The following is a 17,703-nucleotide window of genomic DNA, read 5'->3' as shown; positions in this document are numbered from 1 at the left end:
GAATTTATACCCGAACATATATAAAGCTTTGCTTTTTTTCTTAATTCTGGCACTTTTAGATCACTACGGCTTTTGCTGCTGCTGCGGTTGCTGAATTGCAGTCGAAACCTCCTGCCTCGACGGGCCGAATGCCCTTACGGCACTGCGACGCGGAACGTGTATGTGCCTGCGCCAATCCTTCAGTTCGCCAATAGGGGCATTCCTCAGGACATAATATATAGTCCCGACAGCAGCTATTCCGAAAAGAAACTCCAGGCTTACTATGTCCAGATATGCGACTATAAGCAGTATGCCGAATATGCCAGCTATAGAAACTACCGGAATATACCTTTTTTCCTGCTGCTGCTTTTTCTTTAGGTTGTAGTAGAAGTATATTGCGGATACGTTTATTATGAAGTATGCGCTAAGAACTGCAGCATTGGACGAATCGACTATAGTTCCGAACGATACAAGAAGCAGAAAGATTATTGACAAAACAGCTGATACAATTATTGCATTGATCGGAGTTGAAAATCTGTCTATATAGGATAAGAATCCAGGAAGTTCCTTATCCCTGCCAAGCGCAAAGAAAACCCTTGAAGTGCCTAGAACTCCGGTGAGTATGACTCCTGCAGTGGCAGTCACGCCGCCGAAAGCGATGATGATTGCAAGTATGCTGTCGTGCATGCTCTTTATGGCAGTTGACAGCGGAGCCGCTGAACTTGCAAGATTGGAATAAGGAACAAGGCCCACGGCAACGATTGCGACTGCAATGTATATTACCGTCGATATTATTATGGAAAGTATTATCGCCTTCGGTATTGTTTTCTCAGGGTCCTTGACCTCGTCGCTTATTGTAGTCACCCTGGAGAATCCTGTAAATGCGAAGAATATTATCGCGGCACCGGCTATGGTGCCAGTCATGCCGTTTGGCGCGAAATTGGAAAAGTTGGAGAGATGGAAGCTGCTAAGCCCTGAAACTATGAATATAAGCAGTACGGCAAGGTTTATCACAACAAATGCAGATATCGTCTTGGCCGAGTTTTTTATTCCTAGTATGTTTATTACCGAGAACGCTATTATTGCTGCAATTGCAAAATAGACGGTATTTATATGGGTGGAAAAAAGTATGTTGACGTAGCCGCCCATGCTTATCGAAACCGCAGCTATTGCTATTATGTTGCCGAATGTCCAGAGCCAGCCGCCTATGAATCCGGCGAACGGCCTGAATGACTCTTTGGCGTATTCGTAGACGCCGCCCTCTTTGGCTACGTGCCTTGCTATCTCCGCAAAGCTCAATCCAGTCAGTATGGCTATGATTGCAGATAATATTATCGATATTATTATCGATGGGCCTGCGTGCCCTATGGCAACGCCTATTATCACGAATATTCCTGCGCCTATTATGGCGCCGAGATTTATCATGAGCGCCTGCGTAAGCGTTACGGATCTCGATAGCGTATTCATCGATACACACTTGCTCGCTTAAGCTTATTAGCCGTTAGGCTATTCTGCTCCCTATCGGTGCATCTTGGGAAACGCCGAGCAGAACAATCCCTTTTTCAGTAACGGCTCCAAGAACAAGAACTTCGGATATGAAATTGGCAACCTGCTTCGGAGGGAAATTGACCACGGCAACGACTTTTCTTCCCACGAGCTCTTCCTTTGGATAATTTGTTATCTGTGCAGATGAATGCTTGATACCTATATCGTTTCCAAAATCCAGGGTAAGCTTGTACGCAGGTTTTCGCGCTTCTGGAAAATCTTCAACTTTTGTTATTACGCCCACGCGCATTTCTACCTTTTCGAAATCCTGGTATGTTATCATGAAACCACATTTTGTCGTAAACACCATATCATTGTAATAAAATTACAAAAGCTTTTTGCAGCAATCCATTCTGGGCCTTATGCCAATAGTGATAAAAGCATTACAGCCGCAAGCGTATATATGCACGGGTGTTTGGATGTCGATTTTAAGGGATAATATAAATTCCGGGCCTGCAGGATTGAGGAAGTTTCTCGATTCCAAGGAAATAATAATAGCCCCAGGGGTTTTTGATGGGATATCGGCAATCATTGCTGAAAAAGCGGGATTTAATGCCCTGTATCTCTCAGGCTCTGGGATAGCCGGAGTGATGGGATTGCCCGACCTATCCGTTACGACGATGGATGAGGTGCTGCATTCCGTACGCAACATAGTAGCCGTCAGCAAAAGCCCGTTGATAGTTGACGTTGATACTGGATTTGGAGAGCCCTTGAATGTTATAAGGACTGTCAGGGAATTGGAAAGGGCCGGCGGCGCAGGAATGCACATCGAAGACCAAAAACTTCCGAAGAAGTGCGGGCACCTGAACGGAAAGGTAATCGTGCCAGAAGACGAGATGACTGAAAAACTTGATGCAGCGGTTTCGGCCAGAAAAAACAAGGATTTCGTCATAATAGCAAGAACGGATTCGCGAGCAGTAGAAGGGCTTGATGCGGCTATAGTGCGTGCCAATGGGTATGTCAGGCACGGAGCCGATGCTATATTTGTCGAGGCTTTGGAATCTAAAGAGGAGTTTGAGGAATGCGCAAGGAAGATAAAGGCGCCTCTTCTCGCAAACATGACAGAATACGGCAAAAGCCCTCTGCTTTCCGCAGGAGAACTGGAAAAAATAGGCTACAAGATTGTCATATTCCCGCTAACTGCCTTCAGATCCACGCTCTCCACAATGGAAAAAGTATATGGCGAGCTTCGTTCCAAAGGGACGCAGAAGGACATGCTGGACAGTATAATGCAGAGGGAAAAATTCTACGACATAATAGGCTACGATGAGTACGAAAAGGAGGATGACGAAATTTCAAGGCACATAAAATAATCAGATTTTCGCGAACTGATTCAGGGCCTTGCTGAAATCTACGACATTTTCGTACATTGGGCAGTGCTTGCTGTGTTTTATTATTACGAGCTTTGAGCCGTTAAGCTTTTTGCTCAGGAGCCTCAGCTCCTCTATGCTTCGGTTCTTATCGTGTATTCCGAATATCAACAGGGAAGGGCATTTTATGCGCGAAAGCTTGTCGTCAAGAGAGATGCGCATTATGCCGTTCAGCGTGCCGATTACGGAATTCCTTGTCATCTTAAGCCCTTCTCTCATAAAAATGCTGAGCTCGGCTTTGGAGATATTGTCAAAAAGGCTTGGGACTACGCCCTTTATCAAAGCTTTGTAGTCCTTTTTAGCTTCCATAATCCACCCTGGGACAAGCTTCGAGGGCTTTTCCGCGGAGTCTACAACTACGAGCTTCTTCACGAAAGCGCTGTGCCTAATCGCCAGATACATCGCTACCTGGCCACCCATTGAATGCCCAACTACCACAGCATTTTTCACACCCAGGCGCTTTGAAGCCGCATAGACTTCGTCTGCGAGCCTTGGAAGCCCGTATCCGGACTTTGGCTTGCTGGAATTGCCGAAGCCCTTAATGTCGATTGCGAGGATGTTGAATGATGCCTTGTTCTTCTTTATGTATTTCGACCATATTTTCGATGAGCCTGCCCAGCCGTGTATGAGCAAAAGAGTGCTGCCGCTGCGGGCATTTGAAATATTGCAGTGGAGAACGACTCCACCGCCCAAATCCACATAGGCATTCTTAGGCATTGTCACATGTTTGATATGTCTTCGAGGTGCATCTTCGAGCTCTTCGGGCCTATCAGCATTATGTCAGCAATGACTATTGCTATCATTATGAATATGCCAACGAAAGTAACCAGCAGTCCATGGCTAATCACCAATGCCACCATGAACAACGGCACCGTAGCCGAAGCAAGGGCATTTATTGACTGGCCCAGACCTGTGGCGCTGCCCCTGAGCTTCGTCGGGAATATCTCAGCCTGGTACTGGTGGAAGAAGTTGCTCATGTTCCAGAATGAGAACTGTATGAAGAATCCAAGAGCCAGCATCAGGTATAGGTTTGATGTCACAGCGAACAGCAGGCCCAAGATTCCTGCAGCAAGTATGAAAATCACTATGCCATACTTCCTTTCGATCTTGTCTACTATCCCTATGTTGAATATGCTTCCCACAACGAATCCCGAGAATATTATCATCGTAAATAATATTGAGGATGTTATCGTGTATCCTTTATCTACGAAGAACAGCGGGACCAAAACGTTGAAAGTGAATGCTGCTCCGCTCTGTGCATACTGGAATATTATTATCATTATAGTCCTAAGCCTAAGCTTCTTAGAGAACAGCTCTCCCCATCCGACCTTCTTGTGAGGAACAACTTCAGTAGTATGGACTATGTTTGGCAGCTTCCTGAGATGGTTATATTTCATTACCCTCTTTTCTATCATTGTGGTTTCATCGTCAGCCTGCTTCTTCATTCCTTTTCCTTCGAGCCATCTCGGGGACTCTATTATTTTACGCCTTAGTATCCACATTATTGTAGAGCCCGCAGCTACGATTATCAGCGTAATTCTCCAGCTCAGGTCAAGGTTGAATCCTGAAAGCCCGTACATGACGAGCGAGGCCACAGGTGCACCTATTACCGCTATTGTATATACAAGAGCGAGCCTGGCACCCCTTGAATTCTTAGGCATAACCTCGCTAACGTATGTATCTGCTACGCCCAATTCAGGGCCGACTCCCAAGCCTATTATGAAAATGAATATGGATATCAGGATGTAGTTAGGCATTATTGCAGCCAGCACGCTTGCGACTGCCACTATGCCAAGGTTCATGAAATATACAAATCTCCTTCCGTGCGTATCAGCAAACCTTCCCAGAACTAAAGTTCCTACCAGCATTCCCATATAGAAAGATGTAGGTATTATCAACGTGCCCACAACCGCACTCAGGCCGAGAGCGTGCTCAACCAATACTGCAAGGGACCCCTGCCCGAAAATCATGAACAGGGCGAAGAATTCGCCGCCTGCAATTAGCAAAAGGAACTTGAGATGAAATCTGCTGAAGGGAAGCCTGTCAAGTCTATCCCCTACGTTTACGGATTTTTTTGAACCCATTGACATCCAAACCACTTATTAAGAATACTATGAGAAGGTTTAAATAGCATTTGTAAAGTCGTAAATCTAGGATTGTTTTATTGCTTGAAGTAAAAAGGCTTATATATCTATTAGGATATATATTTATTAGGTGTTAAATTATGCAGGTACAAAGGGAAATAGTACATTATCCTACGCTTAAGACCATACTTGCTATTGAAAATGTTGTAAGGTCAGCTAACAACCCTGTAAGCAGGAACCAGATACTTGCAAGGATGCCCACAAAGGTGATGCGCTCGACGCTTAACCTAGCTCTTGACTACATGGAAAAGAGGGGCCTTGTGCTTGAAACGAATAAGGGCTTCATCTGGACTTTCAACCCAAGCAAGAAGCTGAAGAAAGCGGAAGAAGAAGGCTTGGAGGTGTAGGCTTTGCTGTGAAGCGTGTCTCAATAAAGCTTCTTGGAGACGCAAAGGAAGCTTACCTTGCGCTCAAGAAGTTGGTTGAAGATGAGCGCAAGAAAGGCATCAAAAGTTCGTTTAACCAAACCTTGTTCAGATCAATAGAAGATAAGATAATTATACTCAAGCGCGACTACGACTTCGGCATACATATACCGAAGGATAGAATAGGCAGGAAGTACATCGTTGAATATGGCGTAACGAATCTTTGGAAAGTTAATCTTTCTGGCGGCTGGAGGATGATATACACGCTTAAGCAGCCGCAGCGTGAGAACACTGAAGTTGAGATACTTTCTATATGGCTAGACGTGCTTGACATAATAAGCCATGAAGACTATGATAAGATATTCAACTACCGTGGCAGGTGATTATCTACCAACAATCTCTTGGGGTTTGTGACCCGAAACAAGCTAAAGGAGTTGTCTGTTTTCTTGTATAGCTCCTCTTTGCGTGTGTAATTGTGTGGGTCATAGCGGTGCTTGGATACTGGCCTTACGAAACCCAGCTTGAAGCCGCAAATTGAATATGCAGGGAGAGAGATTTGAACTCTCGAACCCGCTAGGAGAACAGGCCCTGAACCTGTCGCATTTGACCAGGCTTTGCTATCCCTGCACTGAAGCGCATAAAATTTACATACACAAAGTATAATTAGCTAACGCATGCGCTGCATTTTGCTGCACGAAAAGGCTTTATATGTTGCACTTCAACACCAATATTGTGAGTGATGTGTACCAATCACCAAAATTCGCGTGAAGTTATTCTTATGCTTGTTCAGCTTCCGCAATCTCGTTTTTATATTTTTCAATGCAAATGAATCCAGTGCTTATAGGTACGCTATGCACGCTTGATGATGATTTTATGATAACGACGAAATATGTAAGGGATCACATACAGGAGATAAGGGCTTCGCTGGAGAAAAGGCGCAGCAATTATCCGATAGACGATTTGCTAAAGCTCGACGAGCAGTGGAGAGCCTCCAAGACGGAGCTGCAGGAAATGCAGACGAAAAGGAATAAAATCAGCATGGAGGTTGCAAAGCTCAAGAAAGAGGGCAAGGAAGCGAATGAGCAGATAAAGCAGGTCGCGGATATGAAAGACCGCATGCAGGAACTCGAAAAGGATATTGACGGGATGCAGAAAAAAATCGAGAACCTTCTCTTGAACATGCCAAACGTGCTTCACGAAAGCGTGCCCTACGGCGCGAGCGACGAAAACAACGTAGAGATACGAAGATGGGGCGACGCCACGAAAAGGATAGACAAGGGGCATGAGGAGATACTTGGAGGCATGGGATTGATAGACATAGAGCGCGCTGCCAAGATTTCTGGGGCAAGATTCTATTTTCTTAAGGGAGACATAGCGCTCCTTGAGCACGCGCTGATAAGCTTCGGGCTTGACGAGCTCGCAAAGAAGGGCTATACGCCGATAGCGCCGCCGCTGATGATGAAGAGGGAGTATTACAAATCCGTCACTGCGCTTGGAGATTTCGAGGAGCAGCTGTACAAGGTAACAGACCCGGCTGACGTCAATGATATAGGCGATTATGAAAAGATGGAAGAAGACCTTTACATGATATCCACTGCAGAGCACCCAATGGCTGCAATGCATTCGGGCGAGGTTTTCAGCGCGAAGGAACTCCCGCTCAGGTATGTCGGGATAAGCCCGGCATTCAGGAGAGAAGCCGGATCGCACGGAAAGGATACAAAGGGAATATTCAGGGTGCACCAGTTCTACAAGCTGGAGCAGTTCATATTTTCAAAGCCTGAAGAGTCGTGGAAGTATTACGACGAGCTGCTCGCCAATTCCGAGGATCTCGTGCAGAAGCTCGGCATACCTTACCACGTAATAGACATATGCACCGGAGATATTGGAGTGGTCGCCGCAAAGAAGAACGACATAGAGGCTTATATGCCGGGGCAGGGAAAATACAGGGAGATAGTTTCGTGCTCGAACTGCACGGACTGGCAGAGCCTAAGGCTTGACATAAAATACGACGAAAGCGGGGAGCGCAGGTACGTACATACGCTTAACAGCACCGCCCTGGCGATTTCGAGAATCATAGTTGCCATAACCGAGAACTACTACAACGGAGACGGAACGATAACCGTGCCAAAGGCGCTTGTGCCGTATATGCACAAGGACGTTATAGGCAAAAAAGGTTAGTATTTTATTGCTTCCATGAGAAAGGATAGCGCAGCCTGCCACCTCGGCTTATTGGCTTAATTGCAGGGCTTGCGGAATTGCAGTGCTTTTGATGAAAGAGGAATACCACATAAAGAAGGAGCTCAAAAGGCTCGCTTCGGTGAAGGGCTCGGGCACTGAGCTCATAAGCGTCTACGTGCCTCCGGGCTTCCCGATAAGCGACGAGGTAGCGAAGCTCAGGGACGAGCACGGCCAGGCTTCGAACATAAAGTCAAAGACAACAAGGCTTAACGTGCAAAGCGCGCTGGAAAAGATAATGCAGTATTTAAAGATGTACAAAGTGGCTCCGGAAAAGGGATTGGCCGTATTCTGCGGAAACATAAGCAACGAGCAGTCCAAGCCGGATATTGAGCTTTTCTCAATGGAGCCACCTGAGCCAATAAAGGTAAACATATACCGATGCGACTCTACGTTCCTTTTGGAGCCCGTAGAGCGCATGATGGAAACTACGGACAAGTACGGAATAGTGATAATGGACGGCTCAGAGGCTACGGTAGGAGTGCTTGCCGGATCGCAGTTCATAGTTGACAAGAAGCTAAGGTCTTTCGCCCATCAAAAGGTGCATAAGGGAGGCCAGTCGGCAGCAAGGTACGACAGGGCAAGGGAAGAAAGCATAGATGATTATTACAAGGCAGTGGCAGAGACCATAAACGACCTTTTCATAAAGCACGAATTCAAGCTCAAGGGATTGGTTGTTGGAGGGCCTGGCCCTGCCAAGGAGGACTTCGTCAAGTCCAAGAATCTCAACTACCAGATAAAGGTATTGGGCGTCTTCAACACAGGCTATACCGATGAAAATGCCGGATTCAGGGAGCTGCTAGAGCAGGCAAAAGAGCTGCTCTCAGAGCAGCAAGCAATACAGGAGCAAAAGGTAATGGGGAGGTTCCTTAGCGAAATTTCCAGGAACGGGCTGGCAACAAGCGGCTACGAGAAAGTAAAGAAGGCTCTGCAGTCAAACAACGTGGCAACGCTCATAATAAGCGACGATCTTGAGCTCTACAAGGTGCATTATAAGTGCAATACATGCAATGCGGAATTTGACGCGCTGGAGCAGGGAAACCAGAGGCAGACGAAGCACGATGACGGAGGCAACCTCACAATAGTCGAGGAGCATGACGCCGTGGAAGAGCTCGTCGACATGGCCGACAAGCTAGGAGTGCAAATATCTTTTATATCTTCGGACAGCCAGTACGGCAAGGAGCTGCTGCTTGGATTTGGCGGAATAGCCGCACTGCTAAGATACAAGTAATCGGTTATGGATGCGACATCAAGATCGCATCCGCGTTTATCTTTCTTTTGGGATAAGAATTTGTAAAAGATTTAGAAAGAGGAGATTATTGGCTTTTCTCGTCGGCCCAGACGAACTTGTATACGTTGGCGCTCTCCTTTACCATTGCAACCGGCCTCTGGTTCCTGGAATCGTTCTCCAGAAACTTATCAAGCTGCCTGTGTTTTATCGCTTTTATAGGGTTTATCATAAACAACACCGATTCAATGCTTCGAAGAAGCCATGTATTTCTTTATTACCATAAGCTGAAGCCTTTCGAACTGCTCCCTTATTTCAGGGTCGCTTTCCATAAGCTCCATTACGGACCTTGAAAGCCTTCCCCTGAACGGATTTAGCGTTTTCATTTCATCGCGTTTTTGAGTTTCATTGCGCTGACGAACCTGCCGTATTGCTGGCCTGCGGCCTTGGGCATCTTATTTTCTATTTCCGAATACTGGACATCCTTGAACTTGGCAAGTACGCTGTAGCCTATCGTGCCTTCCCTGACCCTGACCTCTTCAAGGCCATCTATGCCTATCAGCTTGCTCGCAAGCTCGTTAGCGCTGGTGCCCTCCTTTGGCTTTATGAAGAAGAACCCGTGCATGTCGTCTGAAACGACATCAAGACCATACTGTCTATAGTTATTCTTTTTATTTCCATTCATTATATGCGCCTTAAGAAGTTAAGCATGAATGAAGAAACAGAAGCGAAAAGCGACATGCGCTTTTTAGGGGTGGGAAGCCAGAGGGCGTTATTGGTGGGGTAAAACTCGGGATAAGAAAAATCGTAACCTAATGTTTCTGATTTCTCTTCCATTTTTTCTACCCCCTGGCTCGATATATACTATGCACTTACAAGTATAAATACCATTCGTGATATTTTAAACATTTCATTATATATGATAACTAAAATATTTAATTAAAATTCGTAAATTCGTAATTTTAGGATTATTTAAAGCTTTATTTCAATAATAGTAATAAATTTATATTTATCATAATCTTTATATATTAAGATGAGAAACGCCAAAAAGGAGCTGCCCGAAAACGTCAGGAAGCTGGTCGAGAGGCTGAGGGCCAAGTCGAAATACCACATAGAGGTAAAATTGATAAGGGGAGGCTATTACATATACGAGTATGCTTTCGAGAGCGGAGAGTACGGGCAGAAAAAGATATCCTTCTATTTGGGAAAGGCGGACAGCAGGGGAAACTTCTCGGAAGCCAGGCACAGATTCCTGAATACCAGGGCCAGGAGCCTTGAGGAATATATAAAATCTGGAAAGGAGACCGAAAGGCCGTCCGAGGTTGCAGAGCTCATATATCCGGATTCCGTGGACAGGGCAATACTTACAGAGATAAGCATGGATTCCAAGGCTTCTTCTTATTCCATATCGAAAAAGCTGGACCTCAATCCAAACACAGTGGAATACAGGATAAAGAAGCTCGAAAGGCTGTACAGCATAAGATATACCATAGAGCTCAGGCCGGGCACCTTCGGATTCGAAAGATACTTCATAACAATAAGGTTCATAAGGGGAGCGCCCAGCCAGGAAGACATGGAGAAGCTCTTCAGCAGCGAGCCAAGGATCCAGTTCGTGGCCTCGCTCAGCGGCCACTACAGCGTGCTGATATACCTGCTTGCCGAGAACAACGTAACTCTAGAAAACCTAATATACGAGATGAGGAGCAACCCCATATTCAGCAACTGCAAGGCGATATGGAACATAGGCTACACGTCCGAATCGGAGACGTGGTACATACCTTTCCGGGACGAATTCTTCAACCTCATGAAGGAGAAGGTGTGGCACAGGAGCAGGGAGACGCCGAGGAGGGCCAAGGACCAGCTGCTCGAGAGCGAATATGCAGTCATGAAGGAGCTTAACCACGATGCGAGCATAAAGTTCAGCGACATAGACAGGCTGTACAACCTCAAAAGCGGCAACGCCTACTACACTTTCGAGAGGCTGCTCGAAAGAAGGACAATAAAGAGGCCTACGATAGCCATGGGATACCTGCCGATGAGGTATGTGGCCTTTTTCTACGTTGTCCAGAAGGACATATCCATTTTCAACCGCTACAGGAAGGAATACCTGCGCACTGTCATAGAGGAATCGCTTCACCCCTGCGACAAGTACGCACAGGTTGAAGACGTATCTGCACCATACGGTTTCCTGCTGCTGGCACCCATATTCGACGAAGGCGAGCTCGAGAAGCTCCAGGGAGAGGTAGCCGGCACTGCCAGGGGCAGCGAAGTGAGAACATCGCTCATAACCAGGGTGCTGGTGGGCAGCCTTGGCTACAGGCGGTTCAAGATGAGCGAATCCATGACCTACAAGAGGCTAATGGATATGGAAAGCGCTGACGCTAAGAAACAGGAAGGAAAGAATACAGAAGAATCACAGTGATTATGTGCAACTCCATTTTATCCGGATCGCCAATAGAGCCAGCGATCAATGATTAAGAAACCAGTTATAACGCAGAATTACAGAGAGAGAATGCCGTAGATAGGGAATTCAAGGAAAATATTCCGCACCCCTTAGAAAGAGAACGCAGAGCCCAGAGCTTTTTCAACAATATTAAACATGGGCTATATATCCATTTACTGACTTCCTCCCATCATTTTTTCACCTTCGTATTATAAACTTCTATTGAAAATTTAATATAAAGGTTTAAATACATTTCTTAATTTGCCATGATATGCAAGTAAATGGCACCTGCGGCCCAAAAAACCATGCCTTAAGAGATCTGGCTTGCTATTCCGCATTCCAGCAAACTTGTCGAGTTTCCGTAGAAGTAAAGCGCGTCAGGCCTTATTAAGGTCTTCGTGAAAGTGCTGTAGTTTACGAATATGCTGGGATGGCTTGCGCTGAACGCAGTGCAGTTGCCTATAGTCCCAACGCTCGTTGTCGCGTTCGGGCCAAGAGTGGCAGACGTGCACGATGTCTGGTTTATCACGAAATAGCGTATCTGGGAGTAGCTCTTGTGTATTGCGCTCTTCCCGGCTATTGCTTCCACCAGTGCAGTGGAGCAGCCTATCACATCGGAAAACGAAGCGTTGGTCGTGTATGTGGCGTATACGCCTATTGCGTTGGCGCTTTCGAAATTATGCTCAAATGCCGAAAGGCTTGCCTGTGGCGATGGAGGAGCCTGGGACTTGAGGCCGAAGACTATGGCCCCGGCGAATATTATCACTATTATTATGGCCCCGATTATGGCGATGTATTTCTTGGAATTGTCTGCGGGAGCGGCCTTTTGCTTCACGGCTGGGCTCCTGCGCGGTTTGCGCCCCTGGGTCTTGTCATTCTTCTCCGAATCGTTCTTTGATGCCAGAAAAACACCTTATTGCTTTGATATTGCCTGCTTCAGCATGGTATTGAGATAGCAGTCTGCTCCAGTGGCTGACGGCCCTGAAGCGTACAGCACAGTGCCATACATGCCCTTGTAGCTTACGTAGCTCGAATTGGCCTGATCTATCTGTATGAGAGGAGTACCAGAGCCAAGTATGTCGTTGTAGCATGCCGAGCCGCTGCTCGAGCTTGTAATATTGCTCACTGTGCACGTATAGTTCTGCACCGCTATTATGCCTGTGCGCTTTCCTGCGTTCTTGAGCGTCTGCTCAAGCGATCCCGCACAACCAAGCGAGCCTGCGCTTATTCCGCTCAAGCTAAGCGTATTTGTGCCGTTTATGGCTATCAGCACTGTATTGCTTGATGCTGCGCTTGCCATGAACGAGCTTGCGGGCAGGAATGAGGATGCAGAGGCTGCTATGCTGTAGGTTATTGCAGCGTATATGAGCCCTAGCACAAGCAATCCTATGAACAGGAATAGCCATGCCCTCTTTACCCTTTTGCTGTTCCTGAGCTTGCGCTTGTGCGAAAGCCTTGCGTATGTCATGCCGTAGAACACAAGTATCAATACAAGCGCTATTATGAAGGATATGAGCGCAGCGTAGAATGGAGCGCTGGCTTCCTTTGAGGCTATGCTGGCAGAGCTGCCGTACAGCATTGCGGATACGAGGCCGCCGTCAACGCCCTTTACGAAGGCTGCGAGGCTTAGCGGCGCAGACAATGAAGAGGCTTTGCTCGAGAGCGACGAGCTGCTCGCCATCAGCGAAGCTATCTCGCTCTTGTTCATCTTTCCCGAGCTTATTTCAGAGCTGAGCTTCTGCTGCTGTATTGCGAGAAATGATGCTTCCTCCGGAGGCACTTTGTAGTCCAGCTGCTTCAGCGTTATTGTTGCGGTTGAATTCTGCATGCTTGCAAGCAGCTCGTTGTAAGGCAGCAGCAGCGTGGAAGTCAACTTAGACACGTTGCTTATCTCAGAGCTTACAACTGTATTGGCCTTGCTTACGTTTTGGTATATGCCGGCGCTCAATACTCTCGACATCTCTGACTTAAGGGAAGAAAGCATGTAAGACAATGACGAATTCGATATCTTAGAAAGCGCAAAGGTTGCGTTCGATACCGTAGAATTGTACTTTGGAAGCGTGACGTTCAGGAAAGCGTCAAATGCAGTTGTGTTCTGCTTTATTATCACAGGCTCTATGTAGCTCACTGCCGTTGCGGTGGCATTGTCGGCATAGGACTGTATTGTCTTGTTGTAGACTGGAAGTGAAAGCAGACCTGAGACCTGGGAATATGCGTCGTTGAGCGTGGTGGAATTGAACGTAGTGTATTCGCAGTCGCCTATGTCCTGGCAGTAATATGGTATGTTGGGGTTGTTCTGATCATAGTTCTGGCAGTTTGACAAGAGCGACGGATTGAAATTCGAGGGAAGAGGGAATATCGGATTGCTCGGCATTGTCCTCTGTATTGTCGTGAGATTATTTATGTCGGTCAGCATGCCCTCGACATTGGAATAGAAATTGCTCGAGTTCAGTGTTGACGCAAGATTGAAGAAGCTGCGGTAGCTGTTGTTCAGGTTTATGTACTGCGTTCCGAAGTCGCGTATTCCTGCGATCAGAGGCCCAGTCTCTCCGCTGTAGTTGTAGAAGCTCTTCCTGCACTCGGGCACAGTAAAGCACGCCTGTGTTGCGGTGTTGTTGTTCAAGCTTGTAGTATTGAGAAGGTTAAGCCTTCCCACTCCTGTTTCTATGAGGCAATCTGCCAGCGGAGGATTGGCCTGCTTCTGGTAAAGCGCCATTGTGGAATTTACCTTATTTATAAGCGATGAGCTGGGAGCATATTCTTTTTTCAGGTATGGTGCAAGTATCGAATACGCAGTCGCATTGTTTGTTACTATGGAATAATGGCCGTTTGTCGTGTTTATCAATATGTTCTGCGAGCTGCTTATGTGCATGAGCGCATATGTTCCTGTCCCATAACTTATGTTCGTGAACGTTGAATTCGCTATTACCGAATTCGGAACGTAAGAAGAGAGATATGACGACAGCTGCGGAGAAGTTCCAGCAGCAGACATACCGACAAGAAGCATCAACAGCAGAGGAACGTAAACGTAACTACGCATGGTCGCACCGTGTAATTATTCCGAAGCAATATTTATAAAGATATCACGCAGTGTTAGGAAAAATTTTACATGGAAAAAGCTCACGCTTGAATATAGGGAAATAAAAAGAATAAGAAAATGGGAAAGGCAAAACGCCTTTCTAAACCACTTGTTGTGTCAAGCTAATGCGATTAGCTCGTGCTTGCCGATGCGTACAGGTCCTGTATGAACGCGTTTGCTTCCGCAGTTGTCTGGTTGGCGTAGTATCCGGCTATCAGGACCCTGTTTGATCCGAATGCCTGCAATACCGGTGCGCTCGTTGGCGTGAATGTCACGTTGTTCGCTGCCTGCACCTGTGCGCTCAGCCCGTTGACGAAGCCGCTTCCTATCAATATCAGGTTGCTGCTTGGGTTTGCTGTGCTGTTCAACACTACCAGAGGCGATGTTGTCAGGTTCTTCAGCAAGACCGGAGTCGTTGCACTTGATACTGATGGTATGGCTGTCAGGTTGCTTATTCCAGTCACTGTTGCACCGCTCACGTCGCTGACTGATATGTTAGCTGTTACGTTTGCTACAGTCACGTTCGGAACGTTCGGCACTGGCTGTCCTATGCCTACTGGGCCAACTGTCTTGAAGTGTTTCGACACTGCCGTTATGTTGTATGGGCTTACCACGAAGTTCAGCATGTCAACTCCCCTTGCGAAGTTGATTGTCACTGAGCTTGGCGATATCGAGGCTACTTCGCTTCCCTTTTCGGAATAGAAGCCCTGTGCAGCGTTGATTATTACGGTGCTGCCCTGCGTGTTTGTCTCATATGTGACGTTGTCGTGCGCTATGTTTGAGGAGCTAGCGCCAGCAGAGTAGTTCAGGATGAACGGGCTTGTTGGGCTTGCACTGCTTGAGTTGACTATTCCTACTGCGAAGCTATCTATAGACGTCTGGTTTGCAGGTACTGGATATTCAGACATCGTGTAGCTGAACAGCTCGTAAGAGTTGCCAACTTTGATGCCGTTTGCCACAGGTGCTGGATTTATGTTGAAGTCTGGCCTCTGCCCGTTGTTCTGGTTGAACTGTATCTGTGCGCTAGATGCTGTTATTAGGTTGTAGTTGGACTGTCCTGACCTCAAGTACATCTCTGCCGGAGTATTGGAAGTCAAAGCTGCGCCCCCTGCACTTGATGTAGATATACGCATTCCAGGAAGCACGTAGCTTACTGTTATGTTTGTTATCTCCTTTACGTTCTGCGGGAATGTTGGAGTGAATGTACCAATGGTTGTCAGTGTGTTTGTAGCAGTTACCAACGTGTTTGAAGAAGATGTGAGTCCCTGGAACTTAACAGTCAACGGATGCGTTGAGCTTATCTGGTTGGCAAAGTTTGAATCCACATTAAGATCTGCAGATATAGTGTTGGCTGGTACAAAGGTGCCTGTATTGCTGAATGACAGAGGTATCAGGTCGTATGTTACGCTGCTCGATGGAACTCCGCCCACTGTGAACGCATTGCTCAATGAGGATGGTGCCGATACCGTGAGCATTTGCACTGGCTCAGTTATGTTCTCGCCTAAGCTTCCCGGGTTTATGTACTTGACATTGGACTCGCTAGTTTTTAGTGACACTGGAGTGTATGTTCCGCTTCCGAATGATGGCTGCTCGAACGTGAGCTTGTATGCCTTCGGGCTTCCTATGAAGTCAAAGCTCTGTCCAGGTGTCAGGTATGTCGGAGTTGTGTTGAACACTATTATGCTCTGCAGTGCTATTGCGTTGCCTGCTGACGTTGTGCTTGTGGTGTTTGTCCAAAGCAGATCGACGTTCCAGCCCTTGTCGTATGTGCTGTTGAACTCGTTTCCGCTCGTTACGTTTACCACGTTGGAGTACAGCTGTATCTTTGCGTACTTCTCATATGCATACAATCCTGCGAATGTCTGATAGACCTTCACATACAGGTTGTGGCCGCTGTCATTGAACTTTGCGGTTGTGCCCGGATTAACTGCAGTCGTGTTGTAAAGCGCACCGTTTAGGTATACTTTCAATGCTGCTGGGCTTATGCCGTTGCTGTTTGGCTGTCCAATGTCTGCCACTTGTACTGTGAAGTTTTCAGCTCCTCCAGTAGAGTAGTTCTGGCCTACATAAACTGTCTTTTCAGGCTCAAGCGATGAAGCAAGGCTAAGGCCTCCTCCAGCCACAGTATCTAGTGATATTGTATTTGATACACCAGCTGTGCTGTTGTATGAGCTTGTTCCTGGAAGCATGTAGTTTATTATGGTCCAGTTCTGGCCGAAGAGCTGTATCTGTGCGTTGTTTACTCCGTTTGATGAGCTCCTGAATTCTATTGGGTTGCCGAATACTGCCTGGTATGCACCGCCAACGTTTGTCAGGTTGAACTGATTTATGTTGTTGTTGCTTCCCTGGTCAAATACTGGCATGCCTGTAAGCCACAGGTACTCGCTTTCTAGGTTCGCACCCATGTTGCTTGCCAATGCAGGAAGCTGAGTTGGTGTTACCCTGAGTATGTTGTCATTTACGCTGTTAGTAGTAAATGATGAGAATGTAACTCCGCCGCCGCTCGTGCTTGCTGTCACAGAGTACTCAAAAGGTACGCTACCATACGTTGTGAATGGGCTCGGCATCGATACGCCGCTAGGTGTTATTGTGTTTACTTCTGGGTACGTGTACTGCGATGAGCTCTGAAGCGTCTTTGTTGCTCCGTACTGGTCTGTCTTTACTCCCCTGTTGAACACTGAGCCAATCAATGCGCTGAACGAATAGGTTCCGCTTATGTAGGCTGTTGTGCTCTCGTTGAAGTAGACCTGCTGGTTCGTGAGCGAGTACTTTGCGCTTGATGGTATCACTGCATGCAGAACCTTCGCTGCCTGCGTCGTGTTGACGCTTGCGGTTACCGGAACGCTTGTGAATGCAAGGTTTCCTATCGCTGCTGCAATGTTTGCCGCTGCTACTCCGTCCGATGGTTTTGCCAATGTTCCTACGACTATCTGCACTAGTGGTTGTCCGCTATTGCTTATTATAGGTACGTTCTGGACGGAGATCGGTCCTGCGAACGCAAGGCCTGTCGCTAACAAAGCTGCGCCTCCTACGACAGCTGCTATCCTCTTTGGGTTTAGACTTTTCATTCTATCACTTAAACGCTTTACACGTTTGTTTGTGAATACCATTTTATGAAAAGTATTTAAAGCTTTGGACTTATTTAAAATTTGTTTTATACGTTTAATACCGAACTACGTTGATTGTCAGGGTTGGTTTCTTTTATCAACGGATTTGTGCCTCGAAACAGGGATTTTCCGCTTTTATGGTATTTTCCGTATGCACGCGTAAACTAGCGATGGAAATACAGTTATTGAGTGCAAAATTGCATGATAT

The 17,703-nt window shown here is 46.7% G+C and carries 17 protein-coding genes and 1 tRNA gene; 6 read left to right on the top strand and 12 right to left on the bottom strand.

Annotated elements, in window-relative coordinates:
• Positions 1-63 precede the first annotated feature (63 nt).
• Both Micr_RS01560 and Micr_RS01555 read right to left on the bottom strand, forming a co-directional pair.
• Entirely contained in the window at positions 64-1,446 is a 1,383-nt protein-coding gene (locus tag Micr_RS01560; protein WP_203134908.1) for an APC family permease, read from the bottom strand.
• 34 nt (positions 1,447-1,480) lie between these two features.
• Positions 1,481-1,807: a tRNA-binding protein gene (locus Micr_RS01555; RefSeq protein WP_203134907.1), complete on the bottom strand. Its 327-nt coding sequence runs from the start codon at positions 1,805-1,807 to the stop codon at positions 1,481-1,483.
• A 136-nt stretch (positions 1,808-1,943) separates the two neighbouring features.
• On the opposite strand from Micr_RS01555, the gene prpB reads away from it, so the two are divergent.
• On the top strand, positions 1,944-2,837 hold the full coding sequence (prpB, locus tag Micr_RS01550; protein ID WP_203134906.1) for a methylisocitrate lyase: 894 nt from the start codon (positions 1,944-1,946) through the stop codon (positions 2,835-2,837).
• On the opposite strand, the gene Micr_RS01545 is transcribed toward prpB, so the two are convergent.
• Entirely contained in the window at positions 2,838-3,611 is a 774-nt protein-coding gene (locus tag Micr_RS01545; protein WP_203134905.1) for an alpha/beta fold hydrolase, read from the bottom strand.
• Positions 3,612-3,613: 2 nt separating this feature from the next.
• Complete coding sequence (locus Micr_RS01540; protein WP_203134904.1) at positions 3,614-4,984, bottom strand: MFS transporter; 1,371 nt, start codon at positions 4,982-4,984, stop codon at positions 3,614-3,616.
• Between the two features lie 134 nt (positions 4,985-5,118).
• Between Micr_RS01540 and Micr_RS01535 the strand changes: the two genes are divergently transcribed.
• Together Micr_RS01535 and Micr_RS01530 are read left to right on the top strand one after the other, a co-directional pair.
• Positions 5,119-5,385 (top strand): hypothetical protein, encoded by a 267-nt coding sequence (locus Micr_RS01535; protein WP_203134903.1) that lies wholly within the window; start codon positions 5,119-5,121, stop codon positions 5,383-5,385.
• A gap of 8 nt (positions 5,386-5,393) precedes the next feature.
• Positions 5,394-5,786: a hypothetical protein gene (locus Micr_RS01530; protein ID WP_203134902.1), complete on the top strand. Its 393-nt coding sequence runs from the start codon at positions 5,394-5,396 to the stop codon at positions 5,784-5,786.
• Between the two features lie 158 nt (positions 5,787-5,944).
• Here Micr_RS01530 and Micr_RS01525 read toward each other — a convergent pair.
• Positions 5,945-6,030: transfer RNA gene (locus tag Micr_RS01525), tRNA-Leu, on the bottom strand.
• A 246-nt stretch (positions 6,031-6,276) separates the two neighbouring features.
• Here Micr_RS01525 and serS point away from each other — a divergent pair.
• Complete coding sequence (gene serS / locus Micr_RS01520; protein ID WP_203134901.1) at positions 6,277-7,581, top strand: serine--tRNA ligase; 1,305 nt, start codon at positions 6,277-6,279, stop codon at positions 7,579-7,581.
• Between the two features lie 91 nt (positions 7,582-7,672).
• Positions 7,673-8,869: a peptide chain release factor aRF-1 gene (gene prf1, locus Micr_RS01515; RefSeq protein ID WP_203134900.1), complete on the top strand. Its 1,197-nt coding sequence runs from the start codon at positions 7,673-7,675 to the stop codon at positions 8,867-8,869.
• 85 nt (positions 8,870-8,954) lie between these two features.
• On the opposite strand, the gene Micr_RS01510 is transcribed toward prf1, so the two are convergent.
• From Micr_RS01510 to Micr_RS01495, 4 genes are read right to left on the bottom strand one after another with little or no spacing between them, the layout of a single operon-like run.
• A complete protein-coding gene (locus Micr_RS01510) occupies positions 8,955-9,098 on the bottom strand; it encodes a hypothetical protein (protein WP_203134899.1) in 144 nt (47 codons plus the stop codon).
• Positions 9,099-9,111: 13 nt separating this feature from the next.
• Positions 9,112-9,252 carry a hypothetical protein gene (locus Micr_RS01505; protein ID WP_203134898.1) on the bottom strand — a complete coding sequence of 47 codons (141 nt, stop codon included), beginning with the start codon at positions 9,250-9,252 and terminating at the stop codon, positions 9,112-9,114.
• Positions 9,249-9,551 (bottom strand): hypothetical protein, encoded by a 303-nt coding sequence (locus Micr_RS01500; protein ID WP_203134897.1) that lies wholly within the window; start codon positions 9,549-9,551, stop codon positions 9,249-9,251. The genes Micr_RS01505 and Micr_RS01500 overlap by 4 nt, the downstream gene beginning before the upstream one ends.
• Positions 9,551-9,703 carry a hypothetical protein gene (locus tag Micr_RS01495; protein ID WP_203134896.1) on the bottom strand — a complete coding sequence of 51 codons (153 nt, stop codon included), beginning with the start codon at positions 9,701-9,703 and terminating at the stop codon, positions 9,551-9,553. Before Micr_RS01495 ends, Micr_RS01500 begins: the two co-directional genes overlap by 1 nt.
• A 196-nt stretch (positions 9,704-9,899) precedes the next feature.
• On the opposite strand from Micr_RS01495, the gene Micr_RS01490 reads away from it, so the two are divergent.
• Entirely contained in the window at positions 9,900-11,288 is a 1,389-nt protein-coding gene (locus tag Micr_RS01490; protein WP_203134895.1) for a winged helix-turn-helix transcriptional regulator, read from the top strand.
• A 331-nt stretch (positions 11,289-11,619) separates the two neighbouring features.
• Here Micr_RS01490 and Micr_RS01485 read toward each other — a convergent pair whose 3' ends face one another.
• The 3 genes from Micr_RS01485 to Micr_RS01475 all read right to left on the bottom strand — a co-directional run bounded on the left by Micr_RS01485 (position 11,620) and on the right by Micr_RS01475 (position 17,456).
• Positions 11,620-12,144, bottom strand: a complete 525-nt coding sequence (locus Micr_RS01485; protein WP_203134894.1) for a hypothetical protein — start codon at positions 12,142-12,144, stop codon at positions 11,620-11,622.
• Positions 12,145-12,222: 78 nt separating this feature from the next.
• Positions 12,223-14,349 carry a hypothetical protein gene (locus Micr_RS01480; RefSeq protein ID WP_203134893.1) on the bottom strand — a complete coding sequence of 709 codons (2,127 nt, stop codon included), beginning with the start codon at positions 14,347-14,349 and terminating at the stop codon, positions 12,223-12,225.
• 170 nt (positions 14,350-14,519) lie between these two features.
• Positions 14,520-17,456, bottom strand: coding sequence for an S-layer protein (locus tag Micr_RS01475; RefSeq protein WP_203134892.1), 2,937 nt, complete (start codon positions 17,454-17,456; stop codon positions 14,520-14,522).
• Between the last annotated feature and the right edge of the window lie 247 nt (positions 17,457-17,703).

It is taken from the genome of Candidatus Micrarchaeum sp., from assembly GCF_016806735.1.
GTDB classification, from domain to species: Archaea; Micrarchaeota; Micrarchaeia; order Micrarchaeales; family Micrarchaeaceae; genus Micrarchaeum_A; species Micrarchaeum_A acidiphilum_A.
This window is presented reverse-complemented; position numbering and strand designations above follow the sequence as displayed.

What these genes read in the sequence shown, in the direction of transcription:
- Micr_RS01560 (WP_203134908.1), bottom strand. Translation starts at nt 1,446, where the DNA reads ATGAATACGCTATCGAGATCCGTAACGCTTACGCAGGCGCTCATGATA.
- Micr_RS01555 (WP_203134907.1), bottom strand. Translation starts at nt 1,807, where the DNA reads ATGATAACATACCAGGATTTCGAAAAGGTAGAAATGCGCGTGGGCGTA.
- prpB (WP_203134906.1), top strand. Translation starts at nt 1,944, where the DNA reads ATGTCGATTTTAAGGGATAATATAAATTCCGGGCCTGCAGGATTGAGG.
- Micr_RS01545 (WP_203134905.1), bottom strand. Translation starts at nt 3,611, where the DNA reads ATGCCTAAGAATGCCTATGTGGATTTGGGCGGTGGAGTCGTTCTCCAC.
- Micr_RS01540 (WP_203134904.1), bottom strand. Translation starts at nt 4,984, where the DNA reads ATGTCAATGGGTTCAAAAAAATCCGTAAACGTAGGGGATAGACTTGAC.
- Micr_RS01535 (WP_203134903.1), top strand. Translation starts at nt 5,119, where the DNA reads ATGCAGGTACAAAGGGAAATAGTACATTATCCTACGCTTAAGACCATA.
- serS (WP_203134901.1), top strand. Translation starts at nt 6,277, where the DNA reads ATGATAACGACGAAATATGTAAGGGATCACATACAGGAGATAAGGGCT.
- prf1 (WP_203134900.1), top strand. Translation starts at nt 7,673, where the DNA reads ATGAAAGAGGAATACCACATAAAGAAGGAGCTCAAAAGGCTCGCTTCG.
- Micr_RS01510 (WP_203134899.1), bottom strand. Translation starts at nt 9,098, where the DNA reads ATGATAAACCCTATAAAAGCGATAAAACACAGGCAGCTTGATAAGTTT.
- Micr_RS01505 (WP_203134898.1), bottom strand. Translation starts at nt 9,252, where the DNA reads ATGAAAACGCTAAATCCGTTCAGGGGAAGGCTTTCAAGGTCCGTAATG.
- Micr_RS01500 (WP_203134897.1), bottom strand. Translation starts at nt 9,551, where the DNA reads ATGAATGGAAATAAAAAGAATAACTATAGACAGTATGGTCTTGATGTC.
- Micr_RS01495 (WP_203134896.1), bottom strand. Translation starts at nt 9,703, where the DNA reads ATGGAAGAGAAATCAGAAACATTAGGTTACGATTTTTCTTATCCCGAG.
- Micr_RS01490 (WP_203134895.1), top strand. Translation starts at nt 9,900, where the DNA reads ATGAGAAACGCCAAAAAGGAGCTGCCCGAAAACGTCAGGAAGCTGGTC.
- Micr_RS01480 (WP_203134893.1), bottom strand. Translation starts at nt 14,349, where the DNA reads ATGCGTAGTTACGTTTACGTTCCTCTGCTGTTGATGCTTCTTGTCGGT.
- Micr_RS01475 (WP_203134892.1), bottom strand. Translation starts at nt 17,456, where the DNA reads ATGAAAAGTCTAAACCCAAAGAGGATAGCAGCTGTCGTAGGAGGCGCA.